Origin of the sequence: Streptomyces sp. ASQP_92, assembly GCF_025399895.1 — a bacterium.
Classification (GTDB): Bacteria; Actinomycetota; Actinomycetes; order Streptomycetales; family Streptomycetaceae; genus Streptomyces.
Genome location: NZ_JAODUA010000002.1, coordinates 634,698 through 660,389, shown reverse-complemented (window position 1 = coordinate 660,389; position 25,692 = coordinate 634,698). Strand labels below are relative to the sequence as shown.

At 71.3% G+C, this 25,692-nt stretch carries 21 protein-coding genes; 13 read left to right on the top strand and 8 right to left on the bottom strand.

The window, feature by feature from the left end:
* Positions 1-57: 57 nt before the first annotated feature.
* From N4G70_RS08970 to N4G70_RS08960, 3 genes are all read right to left on the bottom strand, one after another.
* Positions 58-1,101, bottom strand: coding sequence for a tetratricopeptide repeat protein (locus N4G70_RS08970; RefSeq protein ID WP_261711960.1), 1,044 nt, complete (start codon positions 1,099-1,101; stop codon positions 58-60).
* Positions 1,102-1,245: 144 nt separating this feature from the next.
* Positions 1,246-2,490, bottom strand: a complete 1,245-nt coding sequence (locus N4G70_RS08965) for a styrene monooxygenase/indole monooxygenase family protein (RefSeq protein WP_261711959.1) — start codon at positions 2,488-2,490, stop codon at positions 1,246-1,248.
* A gap of 137 nt (positions 2,491-2,627) precedes the next feature.
* Positions 2,628-3,071 carry a hypothetical protein gene (locus N4G70_RS08960; RefSeq protein ID WP_261711958.1) on the bottom strand — a complete coding sequence of 148 codons (444 nt, stop codon included), beginning with the start codon at positions 3,069-3,071 and terminating at the stop codon, positions 2,628-2,630.
* A gap of 188 nt (positions 3,072-3,259) precedes the next feature.
* On the opposite strand from N4G70_RS08960, the gene N4G70_RS08955 reads away from it, so the two are divergent.
* Positions 3,260-3,952, top strand: a complete 693-nt coding sequence (locus N4G70_RS08955; protein ID WP_261711957.1) for an RraA family protein — start codon at positions 3,260-3,262, stop codon at positions 3,950-3,952.
* 61 nt (positions 3,953-4,013) lie between these two features.
* Here N4G70_RS08955 and N4G70_RS08950 read toward each other — a convergent pair whose 3' ends face one another.
* Together N4G70_RS08950 and N4G70_RS08945 are read right to left on the bottom strand one after the other, a co-directional pair.
* On the bottom strand, positions 4,014-5,006 hold the full coding sequence (locus tag N4G70_RS08950) for a zinc-binding dehydrogenase (RefSeq protein WP_261711956.1): 993 nt from the start codon (positions 5,004-5,006) through the stop codon (positions 4,014-4,016).
* Between the two features lie 181 nt (positions 5,007-5,187).
* Positions 5,188-8,352 (bottom strand): GH92 family glycosyl hydrolase, encoded by a 3,165-nt coding sequence (locus tag N4G70_RS08945; protein WP_261711955.1) that lies wholly within the window; start codon positions 8,350-8,352, stop codon positions 5,188-5,190.
* A 424-nt stretch (positions 8,353-8,776) separates the two neighbouring features.
* Here N4G70_RS08945 and N4G70_RS08940 point away from each other — a divergent pair, with 424 nt between their 5' ends.
* Entirely contained in the window at positions 8,777-9,781 is a 1,005-nt protein-coding gene (locus tag N4G70_RS08940; RefSeq protein WP_261711954.1) for a LacI family DNA-binding transcriptional regulator, read from the top strand.
* A gap of 59 nt (positions 9,782-9,840) precedes the next feature.
* Here the strand turns inward: N4G70_RS08940 and N4G70_RS08935 are convergent, their stop codons facing one another.
* Positions 9,841-11,766 (bottom strand): immunity 49 family protein, encoded by a 1,926-nt coding sequence (locus tag N4G70_RS08935; RefSeq protein WP_261711953.1) that lies wholly within the window; start codon positions 11,764-11,766, stop codon positions 9,841-9,843.
* A 298-nt stretch (positions 11,767-12,064) separates the two neighbouring features.
* Between N4G70_RS08935 and N4G70_RS08930 the strand changes: the two genes are divergently transcribed.
* From N4G70_RS08930 to N4G70_RS08905, 6 genes are all read left to right on the top strand, one after another.
* The gene (locus tag N4G70_RS08930; protein ID WP_261711952.1) at positions 12,065-14,575 is read left to right on the top strand and encodes a D-alanyl-D-alanine carboxypeptidase; all 2,511 of its coding nucleotides are present in this window, start codon (positions 12,065-12,067) and stop codon (positions 14,573-14,575) included.
* Between the two features lie 217 nt (positions 14,576-14,792).
* Positions 14,793-15,362: a DUF2165 domain-containing protein gene (locus N4G70_RS08925; protein WP_261711951.1), complete on the top strand. Its 570-nt coding sequence runs from the start codon at positions 14,793-14,795 to the stop codon at positions 15,360-15,362.
* Between the two features lie 514 nt (positions 15,363-15,876).
* Positions 15,877-16,353 (top strand): hypothetical protein, encoded by a 477-nt coding sequence (locus N4G70_RS08920; RefSeq protein WP_261712088.1) that lies wholly within the window; start codon positions 15,877-15,879, stop codon positions 16,351-16,353.
* Positions 16,354-16,434: 81 nt separating this feature from the next.
* Complete coding sequence (locus N4G70_RS08915) at positions 16,435-17,079, top strand: toxin (protein WP_261711950.1); 645 nt, start codon at positions 16,435-16,437, stop codon at positions 17,077-17,079.
* 63 nt (positions 17,080-17,142) lie between these two features.
* Positions 17,143-18,390, top strand: a complete 1,248-nt coding sequence (locus N4G70_RS08910; protein WP_261711949.1) for an MAB_1171c family putative transporter — start codon at positions 17,143-17,145, stop codon at positions 18,388-18,390.
* The gene (locus N4G70_RS08905; protein WP_261711948.1) at positions 18,387-18,986 is read left to right on the top strand and encodes a hypothetical protein; all 600 of its coding nucleotides are present in this window, start codon (positions 18,387-18,389) and stop codon (positions 18,984-18,986) included. Before N4G70_RS08910 ends, N4G70_RS08905 begins: the two co-directional genes overlap by 4 nt.
* A gap of 71 nt (positions 18,987-19,057) precedes the next feature.
* On the opposite strand, the gene N4G70_RS08900 is transcribed toward N4G70_RS08905, so the two are convergent.
* Together N4G70_RS08900 and N4G70_RS08895 are read right to left on the bottom strand one after the other, a co-directional pair.
* On the bottom strand, positions 19,058-20,224 hold the full coding sequence (locus tag N4G70_RS08900) for a HAMP domain-containing sensor histidine kinase (RefSeq protein ID WP_261711947.1): 1,167 nt from the start codon (positions 20,222-20,224) through the stop codon (positions 19,058-19,060).
* A complete protein-coding gene (locus N4G70_RS08895) occupies positions 20,221-20,919 on the bottom strand; it encodes a response regulator transcription factor (protein WP_261711946.1) in 699 nt (232 codons plus the stop codon). Before N4G70_RS08895 ends, N4G70_RS08900 begins: the two co-directional genes overlap by 4 nt.
* Positions 20,920-21,085: 166 nt before the next feature.
* Here N4G70_RS08895 and N4G70_RS08890 point away from each other — a divergent pair, with 166 nt between their 5' ends.
* The 5 genes from N4G70_RS08890 to N4G70_RS08870 all read left to right on the top strand — a co-directional run bounded on the left by N4G70_RS08890 (position 21,086) and on the right by N4G70_RS08870 (position 25,570).
* Positions 21,086-21,619, top strand: coding sequence for a hypothetical protein (locus tag N4G70_RS08890; RefSeq protein WP_261711945.1), 534 nt, complete (start codon positions 21,086-21,088; stop codon positions 21,617-21,619).
* Positions 21,616-22,680 carry an efflux RND transporter periplasmic adaptor subunit gene (locus tag N4G70_RS08885; protein ID WP_261711944.1) on the top strand — a complete coding sequence of 355 codons (1,065 nt, stop codon included), beginning with the start codon at positions 21,616-21,618 and terminating at the stop codon, positions 22,678-22,680. The genes N4G70_RS08890 and N4G70_RS08885 overlap by 4 nt, the downstream gene beginning before the upstream one ends.
* Positions 22,677-23,543, top strand: a complete 867-nt coding sequence (locus N4G70_RS08880) for an ABC transporter ATP-binding protein (RefSeq protein WP_261711943.1) — start codon at positions 22,677-22,679, stop codon at positions 23,541-23,543. The genes N4G70_RS08885 and N4G70_RS08880 overlap by 4 nt, the downstream gene beginning before the upstream one ends.
* A complete protein-coding gene (locus N4G70_RS08875) occupies positions 23,540-24,742 on the top strand; it encodes an ABC transporter permease (RefSeq protein ID WP_261711942.1) in 1,203 nt (400 codons plus the stop codon). The genes N4G70_RS08880 and N4G70_RS08875 overlap by 4 nt, the downstream gene beginning before the upstream one ends.
* A gap of 219 nt (positions 24,743-24,961) precedes the next feature.
* Positions 24,962-25,570: a histidine phosphatase family protein gene (locus N4G70_RS08870; protein ID WP_261711941.1), complete on the top strand. Its 609-nt coding sequence runs from the start codon at positions 24,962-24,964 to the stop codon at positions 25,568-25,570.
* Positions 25,571-25,692: the final 122 nt, after the last annotated feature.

Genomic DNA, 25,692 nt, shown 5'->3' with positions numbered 1-25,692 from the left:
GGGGGTGGGCATGAGCTCTGTTCCTGTCGTGGGGGGAGCGAAGGACATCGCGCGGCCTCAGTGGGCGGCCGCGACGGCGGCCTCGACGCCCAGCTCGGCGCGTGCCCTAGCGATCATGTCTTTGGCCCGCAGCAGCCCGATGTCGCCGAGCGCACGTTCCAGGGCGTCGAGGTCGGCAGCGGTCGACGCCGCCGAACGCCCCAGCCGGGCCCGCGACTTCACCAGGCCGAGCCGGGCCAGCGCCTCCCCGCGTGGCTCGGCCATCGCACGGAACTCCTCCAGCGCACCGCTGTAGACCTTCTCGGCCTCGGCGTAGCGTCCCGCGCGGTACAGCACGTTGCCGCGCATCTTGTGGTTGTACGCAAGCGCGCTGACCAGCTGGATCGCGCGACAGAGCGACTCCGCCCCGGACAGCAGGGCCAGCGCTCGCTCCGTGTCGCCCTGGGCGGAGTACACATCGGCCATGCCGCGCAGCGCCCAGGCCCGGCCGCGGTCGTCCCCGGCGTCGCCGGCTATTCGGGCCGCCTCCTCGAACATGGCGAGCGCGCTGTCGAGGGAGCCGGTGTTGCGGTGCATCTGCGCGATGCCTTCGAGCGCCCACACCGTGTGCCGGGCCTCGCCCCGGCGGCGCGCCTCGGCGAGCAACTGCTCGTGGAGCCGGCCGACGGCCTCGTAGTCGCCCTGGATGCGTCCGGTCTCGGCGAGCCCGGCCAGCGAGTAGCCGCGGGCGACGATGTCGCCGCCCTGTTCGGCGAGTTCGGCGGCGGTGGCCAGCCAGCGACGGGCAAGCGCGAGGTGGCCGCGCTGGCGGGCCAGGGTGCCGCCGCTCCACACCGCCCAGGCCATGGCGCCCCGGTCGCCGGCCCGCCGGGCCGCGCGGTAGCTCTCCTTCCAGGCCCGATCGGCCTCGTCGACCCGGCCGAGTCGTCTGCACGCCTCGGCGACGGCGAGTCCCGCATGCGCCAACTCGACGTCGCCGCCGCCCTGTTGGGCCCGTCGACGCTCTTCCAGCGCCTTGGTCAACACCTCTTCCAGTGAGGTGTTGACCGAAAGCTCACCCAGCGATCCCCGGTACTCGGGGGCGAACGCTTTGCCGTACATGGTTGTCTCGCTTCGGATCGTGGTGCGAGGCGCAGTGCCGCGCCCGTGATCTCGAAGCTATGAGACGACCGTGGGGATGGGAGTCAGCCTCAGAGCCCGTGTGGCATACATCTGAAGTCTGATGTCCGCCGTGCGCGTCCGACCTCAGCGGGACCCGGTGAGCCGGGCGAGATAGGCGTCGGCGCGCTCCGGGTCCATCAGCCAGTCCCGGTAACTGGCGGGATCCGCATAGCCGTTGACGAATCGATGGGCGACCTCGGGATGCTCGAAGGTGGCCCCCAGCAGGCGCCCGACGTGCTCGGCCTGTGGCTGACGCAGCATCAGGTCGGTGAAGGCGTGTACGTGCCGTGCGTGCTGCCAGTAGTCCTCGAAGGTCTGGCGCATCCACTGCTCGTCGTAGGGGAGGTCACCGCGCTTCAGGATCGCGTCGAGGTATCCGGCGGCCGCCCTGGCCGCGTTGTTGGCGCCCTGGCCGGTGAGCGGATCATGGACGACGACCGCGTCCGCCATGCCGAGGACGTACTGGCCCTCCCCGAGCGCGGCCACACCGTGGCGGACGGCGGGGGTGACACCTCCGTACAACGCGGCCTGCTCGTCGGTGGGTTGGGTGGACGTGAAGCGCTCGTACTCCCAGGGCGCGTAGACCCGCAGCAGTTCCACCGCGCGGCGCAGTCCCTCCCGCGGGCTGGGACGGTCGGCCCAGCAGTCGTACGGGCCGCCGAACCTGCCCTCGATCAGGAGGATGTCGCAGGGTCCGCTGACGGTCAGGGCCTGGAGGGCGATGGCGTCGCCGACCGACGGCACGCCCGTGGCACGCAGATAGGCGTCGCTGTCCTCGCCCCGGCCCGTGACGCCCCTGGCGTAGAACACGGCGATGGCGCGCTGGGGGCCGTCGTACACCGACCGGGTGCCGTCCCGCCCGAACAGCGCCGAAAGAGCCCCGCGGCCGGTGGCCACGACCGTGAGATCATGGCGTGCGACGATCCCGGGCATCTCGTCCGGTGCGACCGCCCCGTACTGGACGCGGCCGCCCCTCGCCTCGAACAGTTCCAGCCAGGCGGAGAGTTTCAGCCGCTGGTCGACCGAGCGGACCTCGTCGTCGTACGAGGCGGTGAACCGCGCCCTGCGAGGCGTGTGTGCGGCGGGGTCCCACCTGTTCATCTCCACGCCGGCCATGACCGGCGCCTGTTCGTCCCACAGGTTCAGCCCGGCCGCCCGCTCCAGCGCAAGAGCCGGACCGAACATGAGCTGAGTGGAGGTGACCGCGCCCTCGCGGATCTGTCGCGCGCTCCGATCCGACAACAGCGTCACGTCGTAGTCGGCGTCCTGTAGTCCCAGGGCCAGTTGGAGCCCGGCCTGCCCTGCCCCGACGATCGCGATCCTGCGCACGTGTGCCTCCACCTCGTCCACCACCCCGACCCCACCGTTGTACTGGGTGTCGTACGGAGCTGACTAGCCGACATGGGCACGCGGGGTGTCCGGCACGGCGCGAAAGCGCCGGGGCGCCGCGCCTGGAGGAGCGGTCGCTACTGGGCGCTGGGCTTCCGGGCGCCCTTGTCGCTGTCGCAGACAAGCCCCCTGAGCCTGGCCGAACCCTTGGGCTTGGCGACCGTGCGGCCGGCCCGGCAGTCGCCGTCGTCGGCCGCGTCCCGGCAGCCCTGGAGCCACCGCTCGGGCGCCCCCTTTGCTTTGGCTCCGCCCTGCTCGGTACGCCACCGCTCGCACCCCCCGCTCTTGAGGAAGGCCTGGGTGCCTCCGCTGCGGTCGGCCTTCATCCCGGCCAGGGCGACCACATAGCCGCCCTCGTAGGCGACGTCGTCGTGGAAGACCGGCTTGTCGTTGAAGGCGGTTATGGCCGCGGCCCCGATCCCGAGGCAGACGAGGATGCCGAAGGCCAGGGCCATCAGAAGGTTCCGCCGGGAGGGACCTTGGTGGGAGGTGTATTCCGGGGCCTGATCAAGAAGAACCATATGGAGCACTTTGGCATACCCGCCCCCTGCAACCCGAGGCAGCCCCCTTCTCCCCCATATCGGCGCCACGTCAAGGAAGTTGATGCCTCACGAGGTGCCCGGACGGCCGGATCCGGCGGGCGGACGACGCGGCCGGATAGGATCGCCGGACCGCCGCGCGGCGCGGCGGCGCCACCTCAGGGGGAGCCATGCTCAAGGCCTTTGCCGACCTGTCCACCCCGCTCGTGGCGGACGCCTGTGTCCGCCACGGTGTTCCCCTGCGCACCGCGCCACCCGGCATCCGCGCGGTCGTCCCGGGCCATCGCCTCGCCGGGCGGGTCCTGCCGGCCCGGCACTACGGAAGCGTGGACGTGTTCCTGGAGGCGTTCGGGGCGGCGGAGCCGGGCGATGTGCTGGTCGTCGACAACGGCGGCCGTACCGACGAGGCCTGCGTGGGCGACCTCACCGCGCTGGAGGCCCGAGCGGCGGGCGTGGCCGGCCTGGTGGTGTGGGGCCTGCACCGTGACACCCCCGAGCTCGCCGACATCGCGCTGCCCGTGTTCAGCTATGGCAGCCACCCGCCGGGGCCGGTACGCCTCGACGCCCAGGAGCCCGAAGCGCTGACCAGCGCCCGCTTCGCCACCCATCTGGTGAGCCGCGAGGACATGGTGTTCGCCGACGAGGACGGCGTGCTGTTCGTCGGGGCCGAGCACGTCGAGGAGGTGCTCGCGACGGCCTCGCGCATCCGGGGCACCGAACGCGAACAGGCCGACCGCGTCCGGGCGGGCGAGACCCTGCGCCGGCAGACCTCCTTCGAGGAGTACATGGCGCGCCGCGCCGCCGACCCCGAGTACACGTTCCGCAAGCATCTGCGGCGTACCGGCGGGGCCATCGAGGAGTAGGCCCCTGGAGGCGGCGCCCTCACCGGCCCGCCTCCAGGGCTCACCTCCGCGCCGTCCTTCCTCAGGCCACCTCGGCCGGCACCCGGAGGTGGGCACGGGGCCTCGTGTAGAGGCGGCCGCGGACCTCGCCGCGCGCCAACCGGTCCATCGCGGCCGGGAGTTCGGCGAACGGGACCTCCTGCACGGCCGGCTTCAGCGCGCCGCTCGCGATGAGCTCGTAGACCTCCCGCAGTTCGTCCTTGCTCGCACCGAGCGACCCCACGAGCCGGACATTGCGCATCACCATCGCGGCGATCGATATCTCGGCGACGGCGCCGCCGAGACCGACGAGCACCACACAGCCACCGGGCCGTACGCTCTCCACGGCGGCGGCGACGGTGGATGCCACGCCCGCGAAGTCCACGATCACATCCGGGCGTTGGGCCGCGAGCCGGCGGACGTCCTGGAAGCAGGCGGCGGCTCCGGCGTCCTGCGCGGGGCCGAAGGTGGCCGGGTTGATGTCGACCCCGTACACGGTCGCGCCGAGCAGGGCTGCGATGCGCACACCGTTGAGGCCGAGCCCTCCGAGGCCTATCACGCCGACCGTCCGCCCCCGCCGGACCGAGCCGGCCGTGCGCACCGCGTGGAAGGCGGTGGCGACCGAGTCGGTGGCGACCGCCGCCTCGGCGAACGTCACGTTGTCGGGGATGCGCACCAGCGTGGAGACATGGGCCAACTCCCGCTCGGCGAAGGCGCCGTCGTGCCCCACCCCGGGAGCGAAGAGCGCGTCCTCGACCGGGTGCGTCACGAGGGCGATGCCGACCCGGTCGCCCACCGCGAAGTCCCGCACGCCCTCGCCGACCGAGGAGATGATCCCGGCACCCTCGTGGCCCAGGGTCAGCGGCGTCTGGACCGTGAGGTCACCGAGGTCCATCCCGCTCATGATGTGCAGGTCCGAGTGGCACAGGCCCGCCGCCTCGATGTCGACCACCACCCACCCCGGCCCGGGCTCCGGGTCCGGAACGGTCTCCATGTTGAGCGGCCGTCCCGCGCCCTCGAACCGTATGGCCTTCATCGTGCATCCCCACCTTCACACCTGCATCGCACAGTTGTTCCCTGTTCTGGTGGTTGAATTCCCAAGGCTCGGGCGGTTCATGCGCGAGAATCGTTTCGGCGGGCGCCTGTCTCGGGGGACTCTTCCGGGATGCCGACGGCGGCCCGCCCAGCGGGTGCTGGACGGGCCGCCGGGGGCGTGCTCAGGTGCCGTTGACCTCCAGCTCGTATATGCGGGCGGCCGGATCACCGTTCTGCGTCGGGGTGGCGATCGCCAGGCGTACATAGCGGGCCGAAGCGGTCACGGGACTCGTCGTGGAGTCGGCGGTGTTGCCCCGGACCTGGGCCGCCGCGGTCCAGGTGGTTCCGTCGGTGGAGAGGCTCAGGTCGTAGTCCTTGGTGTTCCAGTCCGCGCTCTCACCGCCGGCGCCCGCGTGGCGCACCGTGATCGAGGTGAGCGGATGTGAGGCGCCCAGATCGACCTGGAGGGTCTTGGTGCCGGACGCCTTGGAGCACCATTTGTCACTCGTGCCGCCGGTGACGCTTCCGTTGACCGCCTTGTCGGGGCTCTCCGTGGCGGTGCAGGGGGCGGAGCCCGTGGTCGGCTGTCCGATCGCGAGGTCCCGGCTGCCCGCGCCCGGCCCGTACACCTCCAGCTCGTAGACGCGGGCCGCGTCGCCGCCGCCGGTGTTGGAGGGGCTGGTCACGACGAGGCGTACCTGGCGGGCCGGGCGGGCCGCCACGGGATGGTAGGTCCGGCTGGATCGGGAGCCGGTGACGGTCGCCGCCGTGGTCCAGGTGGCGCCGTCGGTGCTGGTCTGGATCTGGAAGGCGCCGGTGTTCCAGGCGGTGTTCTCGCCGCCGAGCCCCGCGTGCTTGACGACGAAGGAGGACACGTTCCGGGCGGACCCCAGATCGACCTGGAGTGAGGGGTTCGCGTCGGCCGAGCACCACTTGCTGTTGTGGGTCAGCGAGCCGTCCACGGCCTTGTCGGCGGACTCCGCCGCGGCGCAGGGCGTCGACCCGGTGACCGGCTTGCCGAGCGCGAGGTCGGTGCCGAGGTCCGGGGCGGCGGGCACCGGGCTCGCGCCGTCCTGGAACGACGGCGGCACGTCCGAGGCGCCGGTGCCCCAGGTCGTGCTGGGCGTGGCGCCCATGGTGTAGGTGAGGGTCGCACCGGCCGCGACATCGGGGTAGCGGAGATAACTGTGGCCGGTGGCCGCGCCGTTGACGCCGAGCGACTGCACATAGGGGCCGCTGCCGGAGCTGTTGATGGTGATGTTCCCGGCCGCGCGCTGGATCAGGATGGAGGGGAACTGCGGTCCGTGCAGCGCCAGGGTGTCGGCGCCGGGCGTCGCCGGGTACATCCCGAGCGCGGCCCATACGTACCAGGCCGAGGTCGCGCCGAGGTCGTCGTTGCCGGGCAGTCCCCCGGCGCCGGTGGTGAAGGACTCCGCCATCACCTTGCGTACCGCGTCGGAGGCTCCGGCCGGGTGGCGTGCGTAGTCGTAGGCCCATGGAACCCCGTGCTCGGGCTCGTTCCCTATGTAGTAATAGGGCCTGCTCTGACCGGCGTTGACCTCCGTGAAGTGGTGGTCCAGACGCTGGACGGCGGTGGGCGCGCCACCCATGGAGTTGATCAGGCCGGAGAAGTCGTAGGGCACCATCCAGGTGTACTGGGAGGCGTTGCCCTCGGTGAAGGTGGACTGGCTCGCCGGGTCGAGCGGCCAGCTCCAGGAGCCGTCGCTCTTGCGCTGCTGCACATAGGACGACTCGGTGTTGAAGGTGTTGCGCCACCACTGGGCGCGTCCCATGTGGCTCTGGTAGCTCGATGTGTCACCGAGCGTTCTGGCGAACTGGGCCACGGCGAAGTCGGAGGCCGAGTATTCGAGGGAGTCGGAGGGGTCGTCGAGGTAGTGCAGGCTGGTGTAGGTGGACTGACGTCCACGGATCGCGCTGCCCTGCGCCGTGCCGCCGTTGGACGACTTCTCCATGAGGGCCAGGGCGGCCGCGGTGTCGAAATCGCGTGCCCCGAAGGCGTACAGGCTGCTGACGATGATCGGGCCGGGGTCGCCCGTCATGACGAAGTCCTCGTTGGTCTGCTGGGACCACTTGGGCAGGAGCCCGCCCTGCTGTCCGTCCAGGACCATCGACTTGGCGATGTCGCTCGCCTCGGTGGGCGCCATGAGGGCGACGAGCGCCGCCCAGGAGCGGTAGATGTCCCACCCGGAGTAGTTCTGGTAGACGGGCCTGTCCGAATGGTGCACGGCGTTGTCGAAGCCCCGGTAATCGCCGTTGACGTCGCTGGAGATGTTGGGGCTCTGGAGCACGTGGTAGAGGGCGGTGTAGAACTTCTGCCGCTCCTCGGCGCTGCCGCCGCCCACCTGGAGGCGGTTGAGCATCCGGTTCCACGCGTCGTCGGCCGCGGTGCGCGTCGCGCCGAAGTCCCAGCCGTTGTTCTCCGCGGTCACGTTGGCCTGGGCGCCCGCGACACTCACATAGGACAGACCGACCTTGAACTGGACGGTCGCGTTGCTGGTGGTGTCGAAGGTGACGTAAGCGCCGGTGTTGGCGCCGGACGCGCTGGTCGAACCGTCGCTGACGGTGCCGCCGGACCACGTGCCGAAGCCGGTCGGCGCCCGGTCGAAGCGCACGTCGAAGTAGATCTGATACGTCTTGGACGACCCGCAGAACCCGCCGGCGGTCACGCTTCCGGTCAGCTCGTTGCCGTTGACCCGCACCGATCCGGCGCGGTTCCCGGTGGCGCTGCGACCGGTGTTGATCAGCAGCCGGGACGTGGTCGAGGCGGGGTAGGTGAGCTTGCCCATGCCGGTGCGGGTGGTGGCGGAGAGCTCCACGTCGGTGGCGTAGCGATCGAGACGGGTCTTGTAGTAGCCGGGCCTGGCGACCTCGTTCGCCTTGGTGTGGCCGGAGGCGTAGCCCGTCCAGTTGGTGCCGGGTGAGCCGCCGAGTGCTCCGGTGACCGGAAGCAGGGGCAGGTCCTCGTTGTTGGCGCAGCCGGCGCCGTCGAAGTGGGTGAGGCTGAAGTCCTCGACGGTGGTGTCCTTGTAGCGGTAGCCGGACGGCGAGGCGGTGGGGGTGTCCGGGCCGAACTGGACACCGCCGAAGGGCACCACGGCCCCGGGGTAGGTGCTGCCCCCGGCGCCGCCCGGCACCGGGTTGGGGGCGTTGCTGTCGTCGGTGCCGATGAACGGGTCGACGTACTGGGTCAGCGCGAGCGCGGCCGCGTGGGCGGGCGCCGCGTCGACGAGTCCGACGACGCCCAGGGCGGAGAGGGTCAGGGCGCTGAAGGCGCCGAGGCATCGGGAGGCGCGTCTGGGCCGGATCCGGAATGGGGAGGAACGCACGGAGCGGAGCACGAGGGGGGACCACCTTCTCGCAAGGGACCGCTCGCCGTCCGGCGGGCGACCTCGGGACGGGGATGCTCGGTGTGCATGTGAACGTTACCAATCAACTCAGGATTGTTGAGGTGTCCCTGACCACCCGTCAAGAGCGGGGAACGAATTCCGGCCCCCAGCCCATCCGAAGCCCGAGCGGCGTGCCGCCGGAGGGCCCAATTCCCGGTCGCCGTCGCCTTACTGACGGTACATCAGCTCCTTGCGCGCTCGCACTCTTCACCATGGGAACGTTACCAATTCACAGCGACGTCCTCGACTACCGCGCCCCCGCTGTCCCAAGCGCCCCGCGGCCCGCCTGACATGGGGATCCGTCTGCCATCATCGACCCGTCGCCGTGCCGGACCCGGGCACGGACCGGTCGATGAGGAGGCTCGTGAAGCGCCCGACGATGAAGGACGTGGCCCGCGCGGCGGGAGTGAGCCCGATGACCGTCTCGCGAGCGGTGTCGGGCGAACCCGGCGTCTCCCCGGACACCGCCGCCCGCGTCGAGCAGGCGATACGGCAGTTGGGCTACCAGCGCAATGACAACGCCCGCAGTCTGCGGCAGAAGGACCTGCGCACGTCCACCATCGGGCTCGTCGTCGACGATCTGGCCAACCCGTTCTACGCACTGATGGCCCGCTCCGTGGAGGACGAGGCCCATCGGCGCGGCTACCTGGTCCTGGTCGGCTCCACCAACGACGAGGCCCGCCGCGAACGCGAGGTCATAGCCGCGTTCACCGCCCGTCAGGTGGACGGCCTCATTCTCGTCCCGACCAACGGCGGTCACGGTTTCCTCAAGCAGCCGATGGAGGGCGGGACGTGTGTGGTCTGCGTCGACCGGCCCGCCAAGGGACTTGCCGTCGACACCGTGACCGTCGACAACCGGGCCGGCGCCGAGCGGGCCGTCGGCCACCTGCTCGGCCACGGGCACACACGGATCGCCTACCTCGGCGACCGGTTCGACATCTGGACCCAGCGCGAACGCCACGCTGGCTACCGCGACGCCCTGGCCGCCCACGGCATACCCGAGGATCCGGCCCTCGTACGTCATGAACTGCGCTCCCAGTCCGACGCGGCGGCCGCCCTCGCCGAGCTGCGGGCACTCCCCGATCCCCCTACGGCCCTGTTCACCACCAATGACCTCATCACCATCGGCGTGATGGACGGGCTCGGGCACCCCGACCCCATCGCCCTCGTCGGGTTCGACGACTTCCCGCTGGCCGACCGGCTCAGCCCGCCGCTCAGCGTCGTCAGCCAGGACCCGGTCGCGCTCGGCGCCACGGCCGCCAACCTCCTGTTCTCGCGCATCGACGGCGACCGGTCGCCGCCCCGCTCGATCGTGCTCCTGACCCGGCTGATCGTGCGCGGCTCGGGGTCCGGGCGCTCTCGCGGATAGCCGTCGCGCACGCCCGCGAGCGTGGGCGCACGGCGCTGCGACCCGGGTCTTCGCCGGCGCTAGATGAGCAGCCCCTGCGGGAGATAGGGCGAGCTGACGGGGACGGGCCAGCCCAGACGGTGGGCGTGGCACACCAGGCCCAGTACATCCAGGTTGATCGCCGCCTCCATGTCCTTGCCGCGAGCGCCCACCGTGTAGTGCTCGCGGTGCTCTTCGAGTGCATCGGCCAGCGCGAGGGCGAAGCCCTGCCGGTCGCCCTGGACGAGCTGAGACAGCAGGGCGGCGGGCGGAGCGAGGAAGCCTCCGGTGTCCGCCCGGTCCGCGATCAGCAGCGCGTGGTCCATCGCCGGTTCGGGGTCGACGCCGCGCAGATAGTCGTGAAGGGCCGCGCAGTAGGCGCCGCCGGGCGAGGGATGATCGCCCTCCGCGAAGAACCCGGGCTCGATCAGTACGCAGTCGGCGAGCGGGCCCCGCGCACCGATCACCAGGGCCAGCGCCACGGCCTGCTGCCACTGGTGCGGGTTGGGCCGGAAGGTGCCGCGCCAGGCGGGCAGCCGTCGTGTCGTGCCGCCGACGGTCACCTCCACCTCCGTGCCCGGCTCCGCCCGCGCCACCCGCAGGGCGCCCGCTCCCGCCTCGGCGCCCAGCACCAAGGCCTCGTCCCGGCCCGGATCCACCCCCTGGGGGTCGAGCGCGGCCCGGGCGAGGAACCGCTGCCGCTGGTCCGACATCAGCGACATCAGATCTCTCGCGAGCGCCTTCGGGTCCTCGCGAAGGTCGTGGAAGCGCGCCATCTCGTGGGCGGCGCAGTCGTCGTACGGCGACGGATCCAGGCGCTGAACGGCGAAAGGGTGCGCCGGCCGCCCGACCACCAGCGGACCGGTGGCGAGCGCGGCCATGGCATCGGCACGCTTGTCGCTTCCATAGGCCCGCACCCTCGGCGCCTCCGGCGCGAACCCGGTCACCAGAGCACGCGGCAGATATCCGGACTCGATCCGCGTGGCCCACCCCTGCCGGCGGTGGGCCATCGCCATGAGTGCCAGCGCGTCGAGCGGCAGCAGGCTGCGCGGCGGGGCGTCGCCCGCCCCGACACGGCTTCGGTACTGCTCCAACTGCGTTGCCAGCCGCCGGTGAAAGCCCTCCTCGTCCCCTGCGGCCAGGGCGCGAAGCGTGCTGAGGGCGGCACGGTGACCGGGCCAGTCGTCGCCCTCGCCGAGCGTCGCGACCACCATGTCGATCAGCGCGCACTTCTCGACGTCTTGTACCGGCCCGACCGCGAGGATGTCGTCCGACCTCCCCGCGAAGACGTCGTCCGGTCTTCCCGCGAACATGTGGTCCGGCCGCACCGGGAAGAAGAAGTCGTCCGGCCCCTCCTCGTGGCCGAAGACATAGGCCATCAATGCGTGGACGAGCGCAACGTCCGCCCGCCCCTCGTTTCCTCGCCAGGGCGGGGCGGCCTCGATGAACACCTCGGCAGCACGGTCCGAGGCGCGAGCGAGGAAGGCCAGATGGAGCGCGTCCAGCCAGCCGGAGGCGTCGTCGTTCTGCCGCCCCTGCTGACCGAGGGGCCGCCCGCTCCCCTGGCCGGAGCTGGGCCGGCCGGAGGCGATCCGACCGTGCCGTGCCTCGGGCTTCCCCTCGCGCTCCTCCGGCGAATCGAACTCGCCGCCGTACGACACGCCGGCCCCGGTGTAGTCGATGAACACGCCGAACTGCCGCCGCGGAACCAGGGTCAGCTCCAGGGCGCCCACCGCTGCGGCCGCCGCCGAGCCGAGCGCTGCTTCGGCGTCCTTCCCGTGGAGCTCGGGAAGCCGCACGGACCGCGCTCCCAGATAGTCCAGGAAGGTGTCGGCCACCACGCGCCAGCCCGCGGCGGGCCGGGGGTCCTCCTGCATCCGGTGCACGTCCCCGGTGATCCGCTCCGCGAAGTCGGCCTCCGCCGTGGCCAACGCCGCCTCATCGATTCGATGGCGCTCGATCCGCACGTCTGCCTCCCGACGAGTCCCCGTTCGATCTTGCCCTGCCAGGATAGGAAGGGGGTCTGACAATGCCCCGGCGTCAGCGGACAGCCCGGGTTCATGACAGTTCTCAGGGCGTCTTTGTCATCATTTGGTCACATGGGCATGCGATCGTGGTGCTGTTTGATCGGCTCGCCGACGCCACGAATCCGGACCGCCTCCGAAAAGAGCCTGTCCGACTGGAACGCCTCCGGGTGTTCCTGGCATCTAGGCGGCCGACAGCGCAGAGCACAGGGCGAGATCAGCAAGGCGGGCTGCACCACGTATGAACGAGAAGAACAGCACGAAGGCGGCGGACGTTTCCGGCGCGTCGGCCGCACCGAGCGAGGACGGCGACGCGGTGAGGGGGACGGAGGCGGCGGAGTCGACGCAAGGTGAAGCGGCGGAGTCGACGCGGGGCGAAACTGCGCACCCCTCGACCCGATCCGGCGCGCGATCGGACGAGGCCGGGGCCCAGGAGGCTCCTGAGCCCCAGAAGGCTCAGGGGGCTTATGAGGCCCAGGAGACCCCCAACTCCGGCCGACCTGAGGCCCCATCGGGCGGAGGGACGGACACCGCGACGCGACCGGACTCCGCACCGGACGAGCCCGCCACTCCCAACTCCAGCCGCTCCAAGCCCACTTGGAGCCGCGCCGAGCCGGCCGACGACGCCGACCGGGCCGACCGGGCCGACAAGACGCTGGTCGGCGCTTCCGCCACGCCCCCGCAGGACTCAGCACGCCCCGACCAGGAAGCCGCCGCCCTGCGCGACGACGTCCGTGAGGACGACGAAGTCGACCCCGAACCGGGCGCCGTCGCCAACCCTGTTACGGGCGCCACCCCCGAGCCCCGCCCCAGCACCGCTACCGGCGCCGGACGCGAAGCCGCTCCCGACACTGGCGCTGGCGCTGACGCCGACCCCGAGGCGTCCGGCGTGCCGACGCGTCGCGAGCCGGACGAAGACGAAGAAGCCGGCGGAGAGCACCCCGAGGCAGGGGACTCCAAGGCAGGGGACTCCAAAGCAGAAGCCCCCAAGCCGCAGACCCCCAAGACGCGGGCCTCCGAGTCACCGGCGAAGCCCTCGCCCCCCACCACACCCGCGCCCTGCTCCGAAGCCGCGCCCGCCGTCACACCCGGCACAGCGGAGGAGTCCGCGAAGGAGCCCAACACCCCTTCGTGGGCGGCCCGTTCAGGCCGCAAGGAGTCGGACTCCGAGCAGACCAGTGAGTTCGTCGCGCTCAAGCCGGACCTGCCGCACCCCGCCCCGACTCGGCGCTCGGTACCGGCCCCTCCCCTCCCGTCGTCCGCCAAGGCGCCCGGCCGGGTCCTCGGGGAGCCGGAAACCACCCGGGAGTTCGCCGCGCCCCCGGGCGACGACCGCACCATGGCACTGACCCGGCCCGCCGGTCCCGGCGCCGTGGCGTCCAAGCCGACCTCCACGCCCACCCCCACACCCGAGACCGCGTCCGGGACCGGCGATGCCGGGGGGCCGCCGCCCCCGCTCGACCTGCTCGCGCAGCTGACGAACACCCCGCCCAAGCCGGAGACGGTGGCCCGCACCGTCGGGCGCAGGATCAAGATCTGGGGCACCCTCGTCGCGCTGCTCGCCATCGTCCTGGTGACGGTCCAGGCGCTGCGGCCCCTGCCGGCGCCGAAGCTCGTGCTCACCGGAGAGCCGACCCACACGGTCGCGGGCGGAGCCCCGTCGCTGCCCTGGCCGACCGAGGGTCAGGCCGTGGTGGACATCGACGGCCTCGGCCGGATGGGCTCGTACGGGGAGATGCGTCCGCTTCCCATCGGCAGCGTGGCCAAGGTGATGACCGCCTACCTCATCCTGCGTGACCACCCGCTCAAGGTCGGCGAGAAGGGGCCCATGGTCGCGGTCGACCAGAAGGCGCAGGACGACTACACCAATGGCGTCAAGGAGAGGGAGTCCGTCGTCGAGGTGAAGGCCGGACAGCGGCTTCCCGAACTGGAGGCTCTCCAGGCCGTCATGCTGCCTTCGGCGAACAACGTGGCCCGCCTGCTGGCCCGTTGGGACGCGACGACGGAGGAGGCGTTCATCAAGAAGATGAACGACACCGCCAGGCAGTTCGGCATGACCAACACGACGTACACCGACGCGAGCGGGCTTGTGGAGTCCACGGTCAGCACCGCCGAGGATCAGGTGAAGCTGGCCAAGCGCGCCATGGCCGACCCGGTCTTCCGCCAGATCGCCAAGCTGCCGGCCTACACGTCGACGACGACGTCCGGCGGAGGCACGGTCGAAACGGCCAGGACCCAGAGCAACTTCAACAAGCTCGTGCCGCTGTACGGCGTCGTGGGCATCAAGACGGGTTCCACGACCAAGGCGGGCGGCAATCTGCTCTTCGCGGCCGAGAAGACCGTCGGCAGCAGCAAGCAGCTCATCGTGGGCGCGGTGTTCGGACAGCACAAGCGGAACATCATCGAGACCGCGACCGCGGCCAGCAAGAACTTGATTCTCGCGGCGGGCAAGGCGCTCCGGGACGAGATGGTGGTGAAGAAGGGAGACGTGGTCGGCCGGGTCGAGGACGGCCTGGGCGGCACGGTCCCGGTCGTCGCGACGAAGGACCTGAGCGTGCCGGTGTGGACCGGCGCGTCGGTGGGGATCACCCTGACGGACGGCGGCAAGAAGCTGCCGCACACGGCGAAGGCGGGCACGGAGGTCGGCACGCTGACCGTCGGCGGCGGCATCGGAGAGGTGAAGGTCCCGGTCGCGCTCAAGGACGATCTTGCCGAGCCGTCGTTCACCTCGAAGCTCACCCGGCTCGGCTGAGCCCGAACGAGGCCGGAGCCGAGGGGACCACCGCGAGGGATCAAGTCGCGGCGGATCTCCTCGACTCGGGCCCCGTTGGCCAGTCGGGCCGCGCTGATCGGTCGGGGCCCCGATTGTCAGTGGGGCGCGGCACGATGGTGGGCAGGTGGAACGGCGCGCGCCGAGTGCGTCCGCTCGGCGATGGATTCGACTCGACACGTCCGACAAGGAGTCCGCGATGACCTCCAGGTTCAGATCCGGGGCACGAACGGCGAGTGGCGTACGGCCCGCGAGCGGCGGCGCGCGGTTCGGGACACGGCCGCTCGCCGCAGGCCTGCTCACCGCCACGGTCGCGCTGTACATGGCGCTCGTCGCCTTCGGCAACATCACGGACTTCGACACCAACCGGCAGTTCGTCCGGCACGTCCTGGCGATGGACACCACGTTCAAGGACCCCGACCTCATGTGGCGCGCCATCACGTCGGGCACGCTCCAGGACATCGCGTACGTCCTGATCATCATCTGGGAGACCGTGGCGGCCCTGGTGCTCGCAGTGGCGGCGGTCGCCTGGCTGCGCGGGTCGCGGGGCGGCGACGGCCTCGGGAAGGCCCGGCGGTTGAGTACGGGCGGGCTGCTGATGGTGCTGCTGCTGTTCGGCGCCGGGTTCATGGCCATCGGCGGCGAGTGGTTCGCGATGTGGCAGTCCAAGTCGTGGAACGGTCTCGACGCGGCAGCACGCAACTTCATGGTGGCGGGCATCGTCCTGCTGGTGGTCCATCTGCCCGGCACGGCAACGGCGGAGGAATAGGCGGCCTCCTTCGCAGACGGGAGCGTTTCCCGGCCAAGTCGAATGCCCCGCGATCCCGGGTCGGCCCGGCGGCTCGGTCGAGTACGGCTGGAAAAGCAATGGAGTCGGTCGATTCCTCGCCAAGGATGGTCCCCGAACCCGACAGACAAGGTGCATAATGCATGTGTAGCCCTTCGCGCGTCCCCCGTCGCGAAGGGCTACACCTGCTTGCCGTGGCCGCGCACCCTGAACACGCGAAGCGCGCAGGGCACAGCGGCCACTCGAGCAAGGAACTCCCCTCGTGGCTCCTTGTTCGTGTTTTTTCGAGTTAACAGTGACGTAGAGTGTTTCCGCAAGTCCGGTTCCGATTGCGGATCAAGTTGTTCCGGTTTGTCACCGCCGATCGTGGCCGACGGGGCCCCCGTCCACCGGGCCCCTGTTTCAAGGTCGGTTAAAGTACAAATCCGTTGACCGAATCGAACATCGCGCATCGACGGACAGCGCACGAGCGGCGGACGTGGACGTGGGGACCCTGATGGACAACGGCGAAGAGCGCACTCCCGAGCTGACCACGCTGCGGCAGAAGGTCGAGTACATGGTCGAGAAGACCTTCCCGGGAGAGAAGATCTCCGGCCGGGTCTTCGCCGATCTCGTCAAGGAGCGGGGCGGCTCCCTCTCGCACAGTTATTTCTCCAACATCCTCGCCGGCAAGGTCACCAACCCGTCCGAGGAGATCCTCAAGGCGCTCGGCCTCGGCTTCGGCGTGGACTGGCGCTTCTTCAAGGACGAGTCCGAAGTCGTCGACGACGTCGTGGCGGGACTCCAGTTCCTCGCGAAGCGGCGCACCGGCGAGATCAGCGGTCTGGCGGGCCGGGGCATCGACGAGGACGGCCTCGACCCGGAACTGCTCCAGTTCGTGCTCTCCCTGCTGGAGGACAACAAGGACGGCAGGGACGGTAAGGACGGGCGGGACAACGGGCACGAAGCCGCCCCCGGCGGACAGCCCCGGTAGCGGGGGGCCGCGTGTTCATGACCATTGGTTAGGATCGCAGGGCGCTTGTCACACACGCGTGACTACGATCAAGAGGTCTCAATGTCCATGCGCGAGCTACGGAAAGAGTGCGAAGCCGGACTGGCGGATCTGCCCATCCCGGCCCCGTTCAGCATTCCGGGTCTCGTGGCGAACATGGAAGAGGCCCGCGGCCGCACCATCGTGCTGCACGAACTGCCCGACCGTTTGGCCCGCGTGAACGCCGCGTGCGGACTCCGCCTCAAGTCGGGCGGCACCAGCTTCGTGCTCTACCGGCGGCGCCCCACCGCGTACCAGACCCAGCACGTCATCCTGCACGAGCTGTGCCACGAGTGGTTCGACCACGGCACGACCTTGAACGCCGACCAGCTGCGCCAGCTCCTTCCGGTCTTCAACGCCTCGCTGATCAAACGCGTCCTCGCCTCGGACGAACCGGCCGAGCGCGCCGAGCCGGCCCTCGCGCCCGTGCCCGCGCAGGACGATCCGGACGGCCTGCCGCCCGCCGTCACCGAGGCGTTCCGCGCCGGCGGCCCCATCCAGGCGCGGGCCCAGTACGACACGCACGACGAGCGGATCGCCGAGTTCGGTGCCTCCCTCATTCCCCGCATGGCCCGCGACGTGACGAGCGACGACATGGTCGGACGGCTCGCCAACTCCCTCTCGCGGCCCGTCGCCCACCGGCGGCGCGGGTTCTTCCGCCGCTCGTGACCCCGCCGCAGGCCCCCTCTTCGTACCCCCTCCCGTCCCCGCTCGTGACCCCGAGGAATACCCGTGACCGCGCTTGACCTCGCCGGCTATCTCATAGCCGTCCTGATGACTGCCGTCGCCCTGTGGCGCATGCCCGCGGCGCTCTGGGGCGACGAGGAGGACAAACGCAGGCGCGCCCTGTGGGGCTGTTACGCGGGCTTCGCCCTGGCGCTGTGGACCAAGACGAAGGTCGTACGCATCGGCCTGAACAACAGCCCCGTGGTCGACCTGGCCGTACTGATCAAGCACTACACGGCGACAATCGCGATCCTGGCGATCCTCAGCTACATCGTGGCCATTTACGGGCACTTCCCGGAGGGCGGGGTCATCCCCCGGCACGTCCGGTTCGCGCGGCTGATCCAGCAGGTGGCCGCCAAGGCGTCCGTCGCCACCCTGATCCTGCTGACCGTGCTGTTCTTCACCGTGGTCGACCGTTCCTACGTCTCGGACCGCTTCGTCTCCGACCACGCCGGGCAGTGGGGCGCCACGCTCTATATGAGCGTGTTCTACCTGTACTTGGGGGCCGCGTCCGCCGTCTGCGCCTACCAGTGGGCGCTCGCCACCGCCGGGGCCGGGGCCCGTCATCTGCGCATCGGGCTCGGCATGATGACCTTCGCGATGTTCATCGGCGTCGGCTACACCGTGAGCCGCACGCTGTTCCTGTGGATCAGCGTCGCCGACCAGCCGAGCCCGGACTTCGCCCTGAAGTTCGACAAGGCCACCGAGGCCGCGCAGATCGTCCTGTTCGCGTTCTTCGCGCTCGGCGCCTCCATCCCCGCGTTCAGCAAGGGCTGGCGCAGGGTGCGGCTGTGGCGGGCACAGGCCCGACTGCACCCTCTGTGGCGGGAGTTGATGACGGCCTTCCCGGACCAGCCGTTCGAGCCTCCGGCCTCGCTCACCCGCGAGCTGACGCGGTTCGGTACCCCGGCGGACCTGAGGATCGACCGGTGGGCCGCCGACATCGCGGACGCCGTCGAGAAGCTGCGCCATTACGTGCCCGACGGTCTGCTGCCCGCCGCCAAGCGGGCCGCGTCGCACGACAACCCGCGGTCCGAGGACGCCGGGCCGCTGGCCGAGGCGTACTGGATCAAGGCGGCGCTCGCCGCCAAGGCCGACGGCGCCGCCGCGGGTGATGCCGCGGCCGTCGAGACCAAGCACGCCACCGACCAGGACGGCGAAGTCGCCTGGCTGGTACGGGTGGCAGCCGCCTACCGGACCGTCAGCGGCGAACGGGCCCGCGGCGTCCTGAACTCACTGGAGACGAGCGCGTGAGCGACACCCTGACCGCGACCGAGAGCCGCAGGACGGCCACGGCCCGCACCATCACCGATGTCCTCCAGCCCCGCAATGTCCTGCTCGCCGGGATGCTCGGGATCGGTCTGGCCGCAGCAGGCGAGTGGACCGGGCTGCTGTGGGGGCTGCTCGGCGCGCTGTGCGCGGGGCTCGTCCCGGCCGGCTACATCGAGTGGGAGCGCAAGCGCGGCACCTGGGGTGACCGGCATGTCGTCGACCGCACCAAGCGGGCGCCGATCTTCTTCGTCATCCTCGGCTCGATCGGTGCCGGTTCGCTCGTCATGGTCCTGGGCCACGCCCCGGCCGGCATCCTGACCGCGATGCTCGCGCTGTGGGTGATGACCATCTTCCTGCTCGCCGTGAACACCGTCTGGAAGATCTCGGTGGACTCCGCCGTCGCCTCGGCGGTCGTCGCGCTGCTCGCGGTGGTGCACTCGCCGTGGTGGCTGCTCGCCTACACGGTCACCGTCGCGGTGTGCTGGTCGCGGGTGGCCCTGACCTACCACACGGTCATGCAGACCGTCGCGGGAGCCGCACTGGGCGCGGCCACGGCGGCGGCGTTCCTGTTCGTCTGAGCGCGTTCCGAGGACCTTCAGGGAGTTGGGACGCATGGTGCGGGCGCGCGCCGGCGCCCCCGACCCCCACGTCAGGGGAAGCGCACGCTCACGGTGAGACCGCCGCCCGGGTTGGCCTGCGCCGTGGCACGGCCGCCGTGGGCGCGCGCGATGGAGGCGACGAGGGCGAGACCCAGCCCGGCGCCCTCGCCGGGCGCGTGCCTGCGTTCGTCGAGGCGGCGGAACGGTTCGAAGAGGTCGGCCACCGCGTCCGGCGGCACGACAGGTCCGGTGTTGGTGACCCCGAGCGTACGGTCGGCCGCGACCAGCGCGAGATGGAGCGTGCCGTCGCGGTGGTTGTAGCGGAGCGCGTTGCCGATCAGGTTGCGGATCAAGTGGGTGAGCAGCACGGGGTCGCCCTCGACCGTCAGCGGCTCCAGTGCGGTCGTGACGGCGATCCCCTGTTCGCGCGCCGCTTCCCGGTGCTCCTCGGCGACGGCGGCCATCGGCTCGTCGAGCGCCACCGGTTCGCGGTGTTCGAGGCCCTGGTCCGATGCGGCGAGCAGAAGGAGCGACTCGATCAAGTGCTCACTGCTGTCGGCCACTTGGATCAGTTCGTCACGGATCCAGCGGATCCGCTCGGGGTCCGGGTCGACGAGCCCGATCTCGGCCGCGGCCCGCTGCACGGCCAGCGGCGTCCGCAGTTCGTGGGCCGCGTTGGCCGCGAACCTCCGTTGCGCGTCCACGAGTTGCTCGATCCTGCCCAGCATCTCGTCGAAGGTGTCGGCGAGTTGTTTGAGTTCGCCCGGCGGTCCGGCGAGGCCGATGCGCTGATGAAGGTTCTCCCCGGAGAGCTTGCGCGCGGTGGCGGTGATGACGGCGACCGGCCGCAGCACCCGGCCCGCCATCCACCAGGCCAACACGAGCGAGAGCACGGCGAAGGCGGCGAGGGCGATGCCGGAGACCGTCAGCAGACGGTTGAGGGTGGTGGCCGCGACGACCTGCACGACCTGGGTCTCGGCGTACTTGCCCGCCTGCTCGGACGGCACGAGCGGGCCCGGCGGCGAGACGACCGGGCGCGGCGAGGCCGGACCGCCGGGCACCGCCCCCGTGAACGCGCTGCCGATGCGGTTGTCCAGACCGTACTGGACGAAGACGTAGATCACGCCCACCAGTACGCAGCCGGCGAGCAACAACAGCCCCCCGTACAGTGCGGTCAGCCGCGCCCGCTCCGTGGTGGGAACCAGTCGTCGGTTCACCGCTCGGCCCGCCGTACGCCGCGGGTGCCGTCCGGGTCGCGCGCGATGCGGTAACCAGCTCCGGGGACGGTCTCGATGGCCGGGGGGTCACCCAGCTTGGCGCGCAGCCGGCTGAGCGCGACCCGTACCGGATTGGTGTCGTACCCGGCGTTCTCCTCCCACACCCGCTCGATCAGATCCTCGCCGCTGACCACCCCGCCGTCCGCCCGCATCAGGGTCTCCAGGACGGCGAACTCCTTGCGGGTCAGGGCGAGTTCGGCACCGTGGCGATGGGCCCGGCGCCGCGCGGTGTCCAGGACGATCGAGGCGCGCTCGATGACGGGAGGCAGCGCGGGCCGGGCGCGGCGGCCGAGCGCGAGAACCCGGGCCAGCAGCTCGTCGTAGGCGAACGGCTTGGTGAGGTAGTCGTCGGCGCCGAGACCGAGGCCTTCGACGCGGTCACGGACGGCTGTTGAGGCGGTGAGCATGAGCACCCGGGTGAGCAGCCCCTCGGCCACCACCTGGCGGCAGACGTCGTCGCCGTGCAGACCGGGCAGGTCGCGGTCGAGTACGAGGACGTCGTAGTCGCCGAGCCGCAGTTTGCGCAGCCCGGTGAGGCCGTCGAGGGCGACGTCCACCGCGATCGCGTCGCGGCGCAGCCCCTCGGCGATCATCGTGGCCAGGAACGCCTCGTCTTCCACCACCAGTACGCGCATGCCCCCTGTCTACCGGAAAGCCACCTTTCGCCGTTGTTACGGGGCTCGCGCCCGCGGCCGTAAGGGAAACGAAACAGCGGGTTCCCGCAGGCTCTCCTCGGCCGCGGCTCAGCGGCCGGACACGCCCGGCGGCGCGCGTCCACGTATGTCCGCGAGGAGAGAAACGATGAGGAACCACCGGCTCACCCTGGCCCTGGCATCCGGCATGGCGGGGCTCGCGCTGTTCGCCTCGGGCTGCTCCGGCGCGTCGGACGGGGGTTCGGGGACGGCCTCGGGCTCGGCCGACAGCGGCTCCGGCGGCAGCGGCTCCGACTCCGGCTCCGGCTCGGGCGACAGCGCGGGGGGCGACAAGGCCCAGGCGCTACGTGGCTGTCTGCGTAAGCAGGGACTGGACGTGCCCGATCTCAAGCCCGGTGAGAACCCGAACGCCCAGGTCCTCTCTCCCCCGCAGGGCACCTCGACGGACAAGTGGAACCAGGCGCTCAATGCCTGCGGGTCCGGGGTCGAGGGGGGTGGCGGCGCGGGTGCCGGGGACCCCGGGCAACAGGACCAGCAGATCAAGATCGCCCAGTGTCTGCGCGGCAAGGGCTTCGACATGCCCGACCCGAAGGTGGAGGGCGGCCACAGCAGCGGCTTCAAGATTCCTGAGGGCGCCGACCGGGACAAGTTCATGAAGGCCCTCAACGAGTGCGCCGCATGAGGCCCCGGACCGTCATCGCGGCGGTGGTGACGGTGGCGGCCGTCGCGGGCGGCGGCTTCGCCGTCACGGACCTCGCCAAGACCGACCCCAAGGACTCCGGGCAGCGGGCGAGGGGCCTCCCGCCGTCGACCGCCCCCATCGAGCGGGGCGACCTGGTGAACAGCACCAGCGTCGACGGCACGCTCGGCTACTCCCGCGAGAGCAAGCTGAACGCGGGCGCGGCCGGCACTCTGACATGGCTCGCGGCCGGCGGCTCCACGGTCGGCCGGGACGGCAGGCTGTACGCGGTCGACGGCAAGGACGTACGGCTGATGTACGGGAGCGAACCGATGTACCGGGTGCTGAGGAGCGGCGACAAGGGCGTCGACGTACGGCAGTTGAAGGCGAATCTGCGGGCGCTCGGTTTTGGCGGCGGGCTCGCCGACGACGAGACGTTCACGCCGGGCACGGCCGCCGCGGTCGAGCGCTGGCAGCGGGCGCACGGCCTGGCTCGCAGCGGTCACGTGGGGCCGGAACAGATCGCGTTCGCCACCGGGCCGGTGCGCGTGGGCAGCGCGGACGTGGCGGTCGGCGACCGCACCGGACCCGGTCAGAAGGTCATGACGACGACCAGTGCCGACCGGGTCGTCCAGCTCCGGCTGAAGGTGTCGGACGCGGCGCTCGCCAAGGACGGCGCCAAGGTCCGGGTGGAACTGCCCAACGGCACCACCGCGGCGGGGACCGTCTCGGCGGTGGGCGCGACCGCGAAGGCGGGAGACGACCCGAGCGACAGGACGCCCCGGATCGACGTGACCGTCACCTTCGACGGCCCCGGCAGGATCACGGGCCTCGACAAGTCCCCGGCAACGGTGAAGCTCAGCGGGGAGACCCGCAAGGACGTCCTGAGCGTGCCGGTCGGGGCACTGCTCGCGCTCGACGACGGCTCGTTCGGGGTGCAGGTGGTGGCGGACGGAAAGGCCCGCGAGGTCAAGGTGACGCTCGGCATGTTCGCGCGGGGCCGGGTCGAGATATCCGGCGCCGGGCTGCGCTCGGGCCTGCGGGTAGGGGTGCCCTCGACATGAGCGCCGCCCCCTTCGACGAACCGCCCTTCGACAATCCGCCCTTCATCGAGCCGCCCGTCGTCGAACCGTGCCTCGCCGAACCGCCCGTCACTGAGCCGCCCTTCGCCGAACCGCCCGTCAGTGAGCCGCCCGTCGTCGAACTGGCCGGGGTCACCAAGGAGTATCCGGGCGGGGTCACCGCGCTCGGCGGGGTGGACCTCCGTGTCGAGCGGGGTGAACTGCTGGCGATCGTCGGCCCGTCCGGCTCCGGCAAGTCCACGCTGCTGCACATCATCGGCACCCTGGATCTGCCGACCGCCGGGTCCGTCACCATCGCCGGGTACGACGCGGCCTCCCTCACCGACCGGAGGCTCTCGGCGTTGCGGGCCCAGCACATCGGCTTCGTCTTCCAGGCCTTCCATCTGGTCCCCGGCGTCAGTGCCCGGGACAACGTGGCGGAAGGGCTGCTCTACTCCGGCCTGCCGCGTGCCGAACGCCGCAGACGGGCGGCGCAGGCGCTGGAGCGGGTCGGGCTCGGCGACCGCATGGACCATCGACCGCACGAGCTGTCCGGCGGGCAGAAACAGCGGGTGGCCATCGCCCGTGCGGTGGTCGGCGAGCCCGATCTGCTCCTCGCGGACGAACCCACGGGGGCGCTGGACACGGCGTCCGGCCAAGCGGTGATGGACCTCATCCACGAACTCAACAAGGAGGGCGCGACCATCGCGGTGATCACTCACGACACGGAGATCGCGGAACGCCTGCCGCGTCAAGTGCGGCTCAGGGACGGCCGGGTGGTCGAGGACAGCGGCCCCCACAGGCGGGTTCACCCCGCGGTTCACGGCCCCGTCGCCGGTATCCCCGCGCCCGGGGAACCCCGATGAGCGGGCGGCCGGTGCTCAGGCCGGCCCGGCTGGGTCCTCGGGACATCCTGCACACCGGCGCCGCCGGGATGCGCAGCCGTCCCTTGCGCGTGGTGCTCTCGGCGCTCGGTATCGCGATCGGCATCGCCACGATGATCGCGGTGGTGGGGATCTCGGCGTCCAGCAAGGAGCAGTTGCTCCGCGAGCTCGACGGACTCGGCACCAACATGCTGGTCGTGACGCCCGGCACCGACCTGCTGACCGGGAAGCCGGTGCCGCTCGCGAAGGACGCGGCGGGACGGGTGGCGCGGATCGTCGGGGTGGAGCACGTCGGCGCGACGGGCGCGGTGCCGCAGACGATCCGCCGGTCGGAGAAGATCCCCGACACCATCACCGGCGGCATCCAGGTCCAGGCGGCCACCGACGACCTGCTCACCACCCTGCGCGGCACGATGCGCAGCGGAACCTTCCTCAACTCGGCCACCGGGAAGTACCCGTCGGTGGTCCTGGGCGATGTGGCGGCCGGGCGGCTCGGCATCACCGCCCCCGGCCAACAGGTGTTCATCGACGACCAGTACTTCACCGTGCTGGGCATCCTCGCCCCCCTGCCGCTCGCACCCGACATCGCCCGCTCGGCGCTGGTCGGCTGGGACGTCGCGACGAGCCGGCTCGGCTTCGACGGCCGCCCCACGGCCGTCTACGAACGCTCCGCCGACGCCTCGGTCGAACGGGTCCACCACCTCATCCCTCGCACCGTCTCCCCCGAGCGGCCGCGCGACGTCGGAGTCAGCGATCCGTCCTCCGCCCTCCAGGCGAAGACCGCCACCGAGGGGGCGTTCAGCAGCCTGCTGCTGGGCCTCGGCGGGGTGGCGCTCCTGGTCGGCGGGGTCGGCGTGGCCAACACCATGATCATCTCGGTTCTGGAACGTCGTTACGAGATCGGCCTGCGTCGCTCCATCGGTGCGACCCGGGGCCAGATCAGAGGCCAGTTCGTCACCGAGTCCCTGCTGCTCTCCGGGCTCGGTGGCGCGGCCGGGATCCTCCTCGGCGGGACGGCGACGGCGGTGTACTCGGTGGCCGACGGCATCCCCTGGGTGGTTCCGCCGTGGGCGATCGTCGGCGGCTTCGGTGCGACCCTGGTGATCGGCACGGTCGCCGGGCTCTACCCGGCCGTACGCGCCTCGCGCCTGTCCCCCACACTCGCCCTGCACTCCGCCTGACGAACCCCGCACACGGTCCGGCCCCGCCGGGGACCTCGCCACGTTCCCGGGGCCCTGCGGAACCCGGGCCGTGGCGAGGTCCCCGGGCGCCACGTGAGGTATCCCTCCCTCGACACGCCGTTCCGCATGGAATGCCCGCGCCACCGGCACGGTTGCCCCCGCGTACGGCCGGGACGGCAACGACCCGGAGGATGCACACGGAGAACGGAACACACAGCCATGGGTGAGTTGATCCTCGTACGTCACGGGGAGACCGAATGGTCGCTGTCGGGACAGCACACGAGCTACACCGACCTGCCGCTCACGGCACACGGCGAGGCCCAGGCCCGCGCGGTCGCGCCCCTGCTGGCCGACCGGTCCGTGGGACTCGTCCTGGTCAGTCCGCTCCAACGCGCCACGCGCACCGCGGAGTTGGCCGGACTCAAGAACGCCCGTATCGTCCCGGACCTCCACGAATGGGACTACGGCGGTTACGAGGGCGTGACCACTCCCGAGATCCATCGCACCCGGCCCGACTGGAACCTGTGGACCGACGGCGTCGCGCCGGGCCCGGCGGAGCACCCCGGCGAGAGCCCGGCCGAGGTGGGGGCCCGGGCCGACCGGGTCCTGGCCGAGGCCGGGGCCGCGCTGACCGCGAGCGAGGAGGATGTCGTCCTCATCGCCCACTCCCACTTCCTGCGCGTCCTGACGGCCCGCTATCTCGGACTTCCCGCTGCGGGCGGCGCCCTGTTCGTCCTCGACACGGGCGCCCTCTCCCGCCTCGGCCGCGAGCACGACCGCCCGGTGATCACCGCGTGGAACACGGTGGGACAGCACACGGGAAGCTGAGCACCCCGGCCCCAGGGCCCCCGCCTCCGGTCTGACGCGGGTGCCGGATGGCGGTGCCGAACGACCGGAAGCCGATGTGCGGCATTCCCCGAGCGGAGCCAGGCGGGCGGAGGCAGGGTACG

Excerpts from the sequence above, each read along its gene's own strand:
- N4G70_RS08885 (WP_261711944.1), top strand. The coding sequence starts at position 21,616 with ATGAGGCCCCGGACCGTCATCGCGGCGGTGGTGACGGTGGCGGCCGTC.
- N4G70_RS08970 (WP_261711960.1), bottom strand. The coding sequence starts at position 1,101 with ATGTACGGCAAAGCGTTCGCCCCCGAGTACCGGGGATCGCTGGGTGAG.
- N4G70_RS08960 (WP_261711958.1), bottom strand. The coding sequence starts at position 3,071 with ATGGTTCTTCTTGATCAGGCCCCGGAATACACCTCCCACCAAGGTCCC.
- N4G70_RS08880 (WP_261711943.1), top strand. The coding sequence starts at position 22,677 with ATGAGCGCCGCCCCCTTCGACGAACCGCCCTTCGACAATCCGCCCTTC.
- N4G70_RS08895 (WP_261711946.1), bottom strand. The coding sequence starts at position 20,919 with ATGCGCGTACTGGTGGTGGAAGACGAGGCGTTCCTGGCCACGATGATC.
- N4G70_RS08915 (WP_261711950.1), top strand. The coding sequence starts at position 16,435 with ATGTCCATGCGCGAGCTACGGAAAGAGTGCGAAGCCGGACTGGCGGAT.
- N4G70_RS08925 (WP_261711951.1), top strand. The coding sequence starts at position 14,793 with ATGACCTCCAGGTTCAGATCCGGGGCACGAACGGCGAGTGGCGTACGG.
- N4G70_RS08950 (WP_261711956.1), bottom strand. The coding sequence starts at position 5,006 with ATGAAGGCCATACGGTTCGAGGGCGCGGGACGGCCGCTCAACATGGAG.
- N4G70_RS08955 (WP_261711957.1), top strand. The coding sequence starts at position 3,260 with ATGCTCAAGGCCTTTGCCGACCTGTCCACCCCGCTCGTGGCGGACGCC.
- N4G70_RS08890 (WP_261711945.1), top strand. The coding sequence starts at position 21,086 with ATGAGGAACCACCGGCTCACCCTGGCCCTGGCATCCGGCATGGCGGGG.
- N4G70_RS08920 (WP_261712088.1), top strand. The coding sequence starts at position 15,877 with ATGGACAACGGCGAAGAGCGCACTCCCGAGCTGACCACGCTGCGGCAG.
- N4G70_RS08930 (WP_261711952.1), top strand. The coding sequence starts at position 12,065 with ATGAACGAGAAGAACAGCACGAAGGCGGCGGACGTTTCCGGCGCGTCG.
- N4G70_RS08870 (WP_261711941.1), top strand. The coding sequence starts at position 24,962 with ATGGGTGAGTTGATCCTCGTACGTCACGGGGAGACCGAATGGTCGCTG.
- N4G70_RS08875 (WP_261711942.1), top strand. The coding sequence starts at position 23,540 with ATGAGCGGGCGGCCGGTGCTCAGGCCGGCCCGGCTGGGTCCTCGGGAC.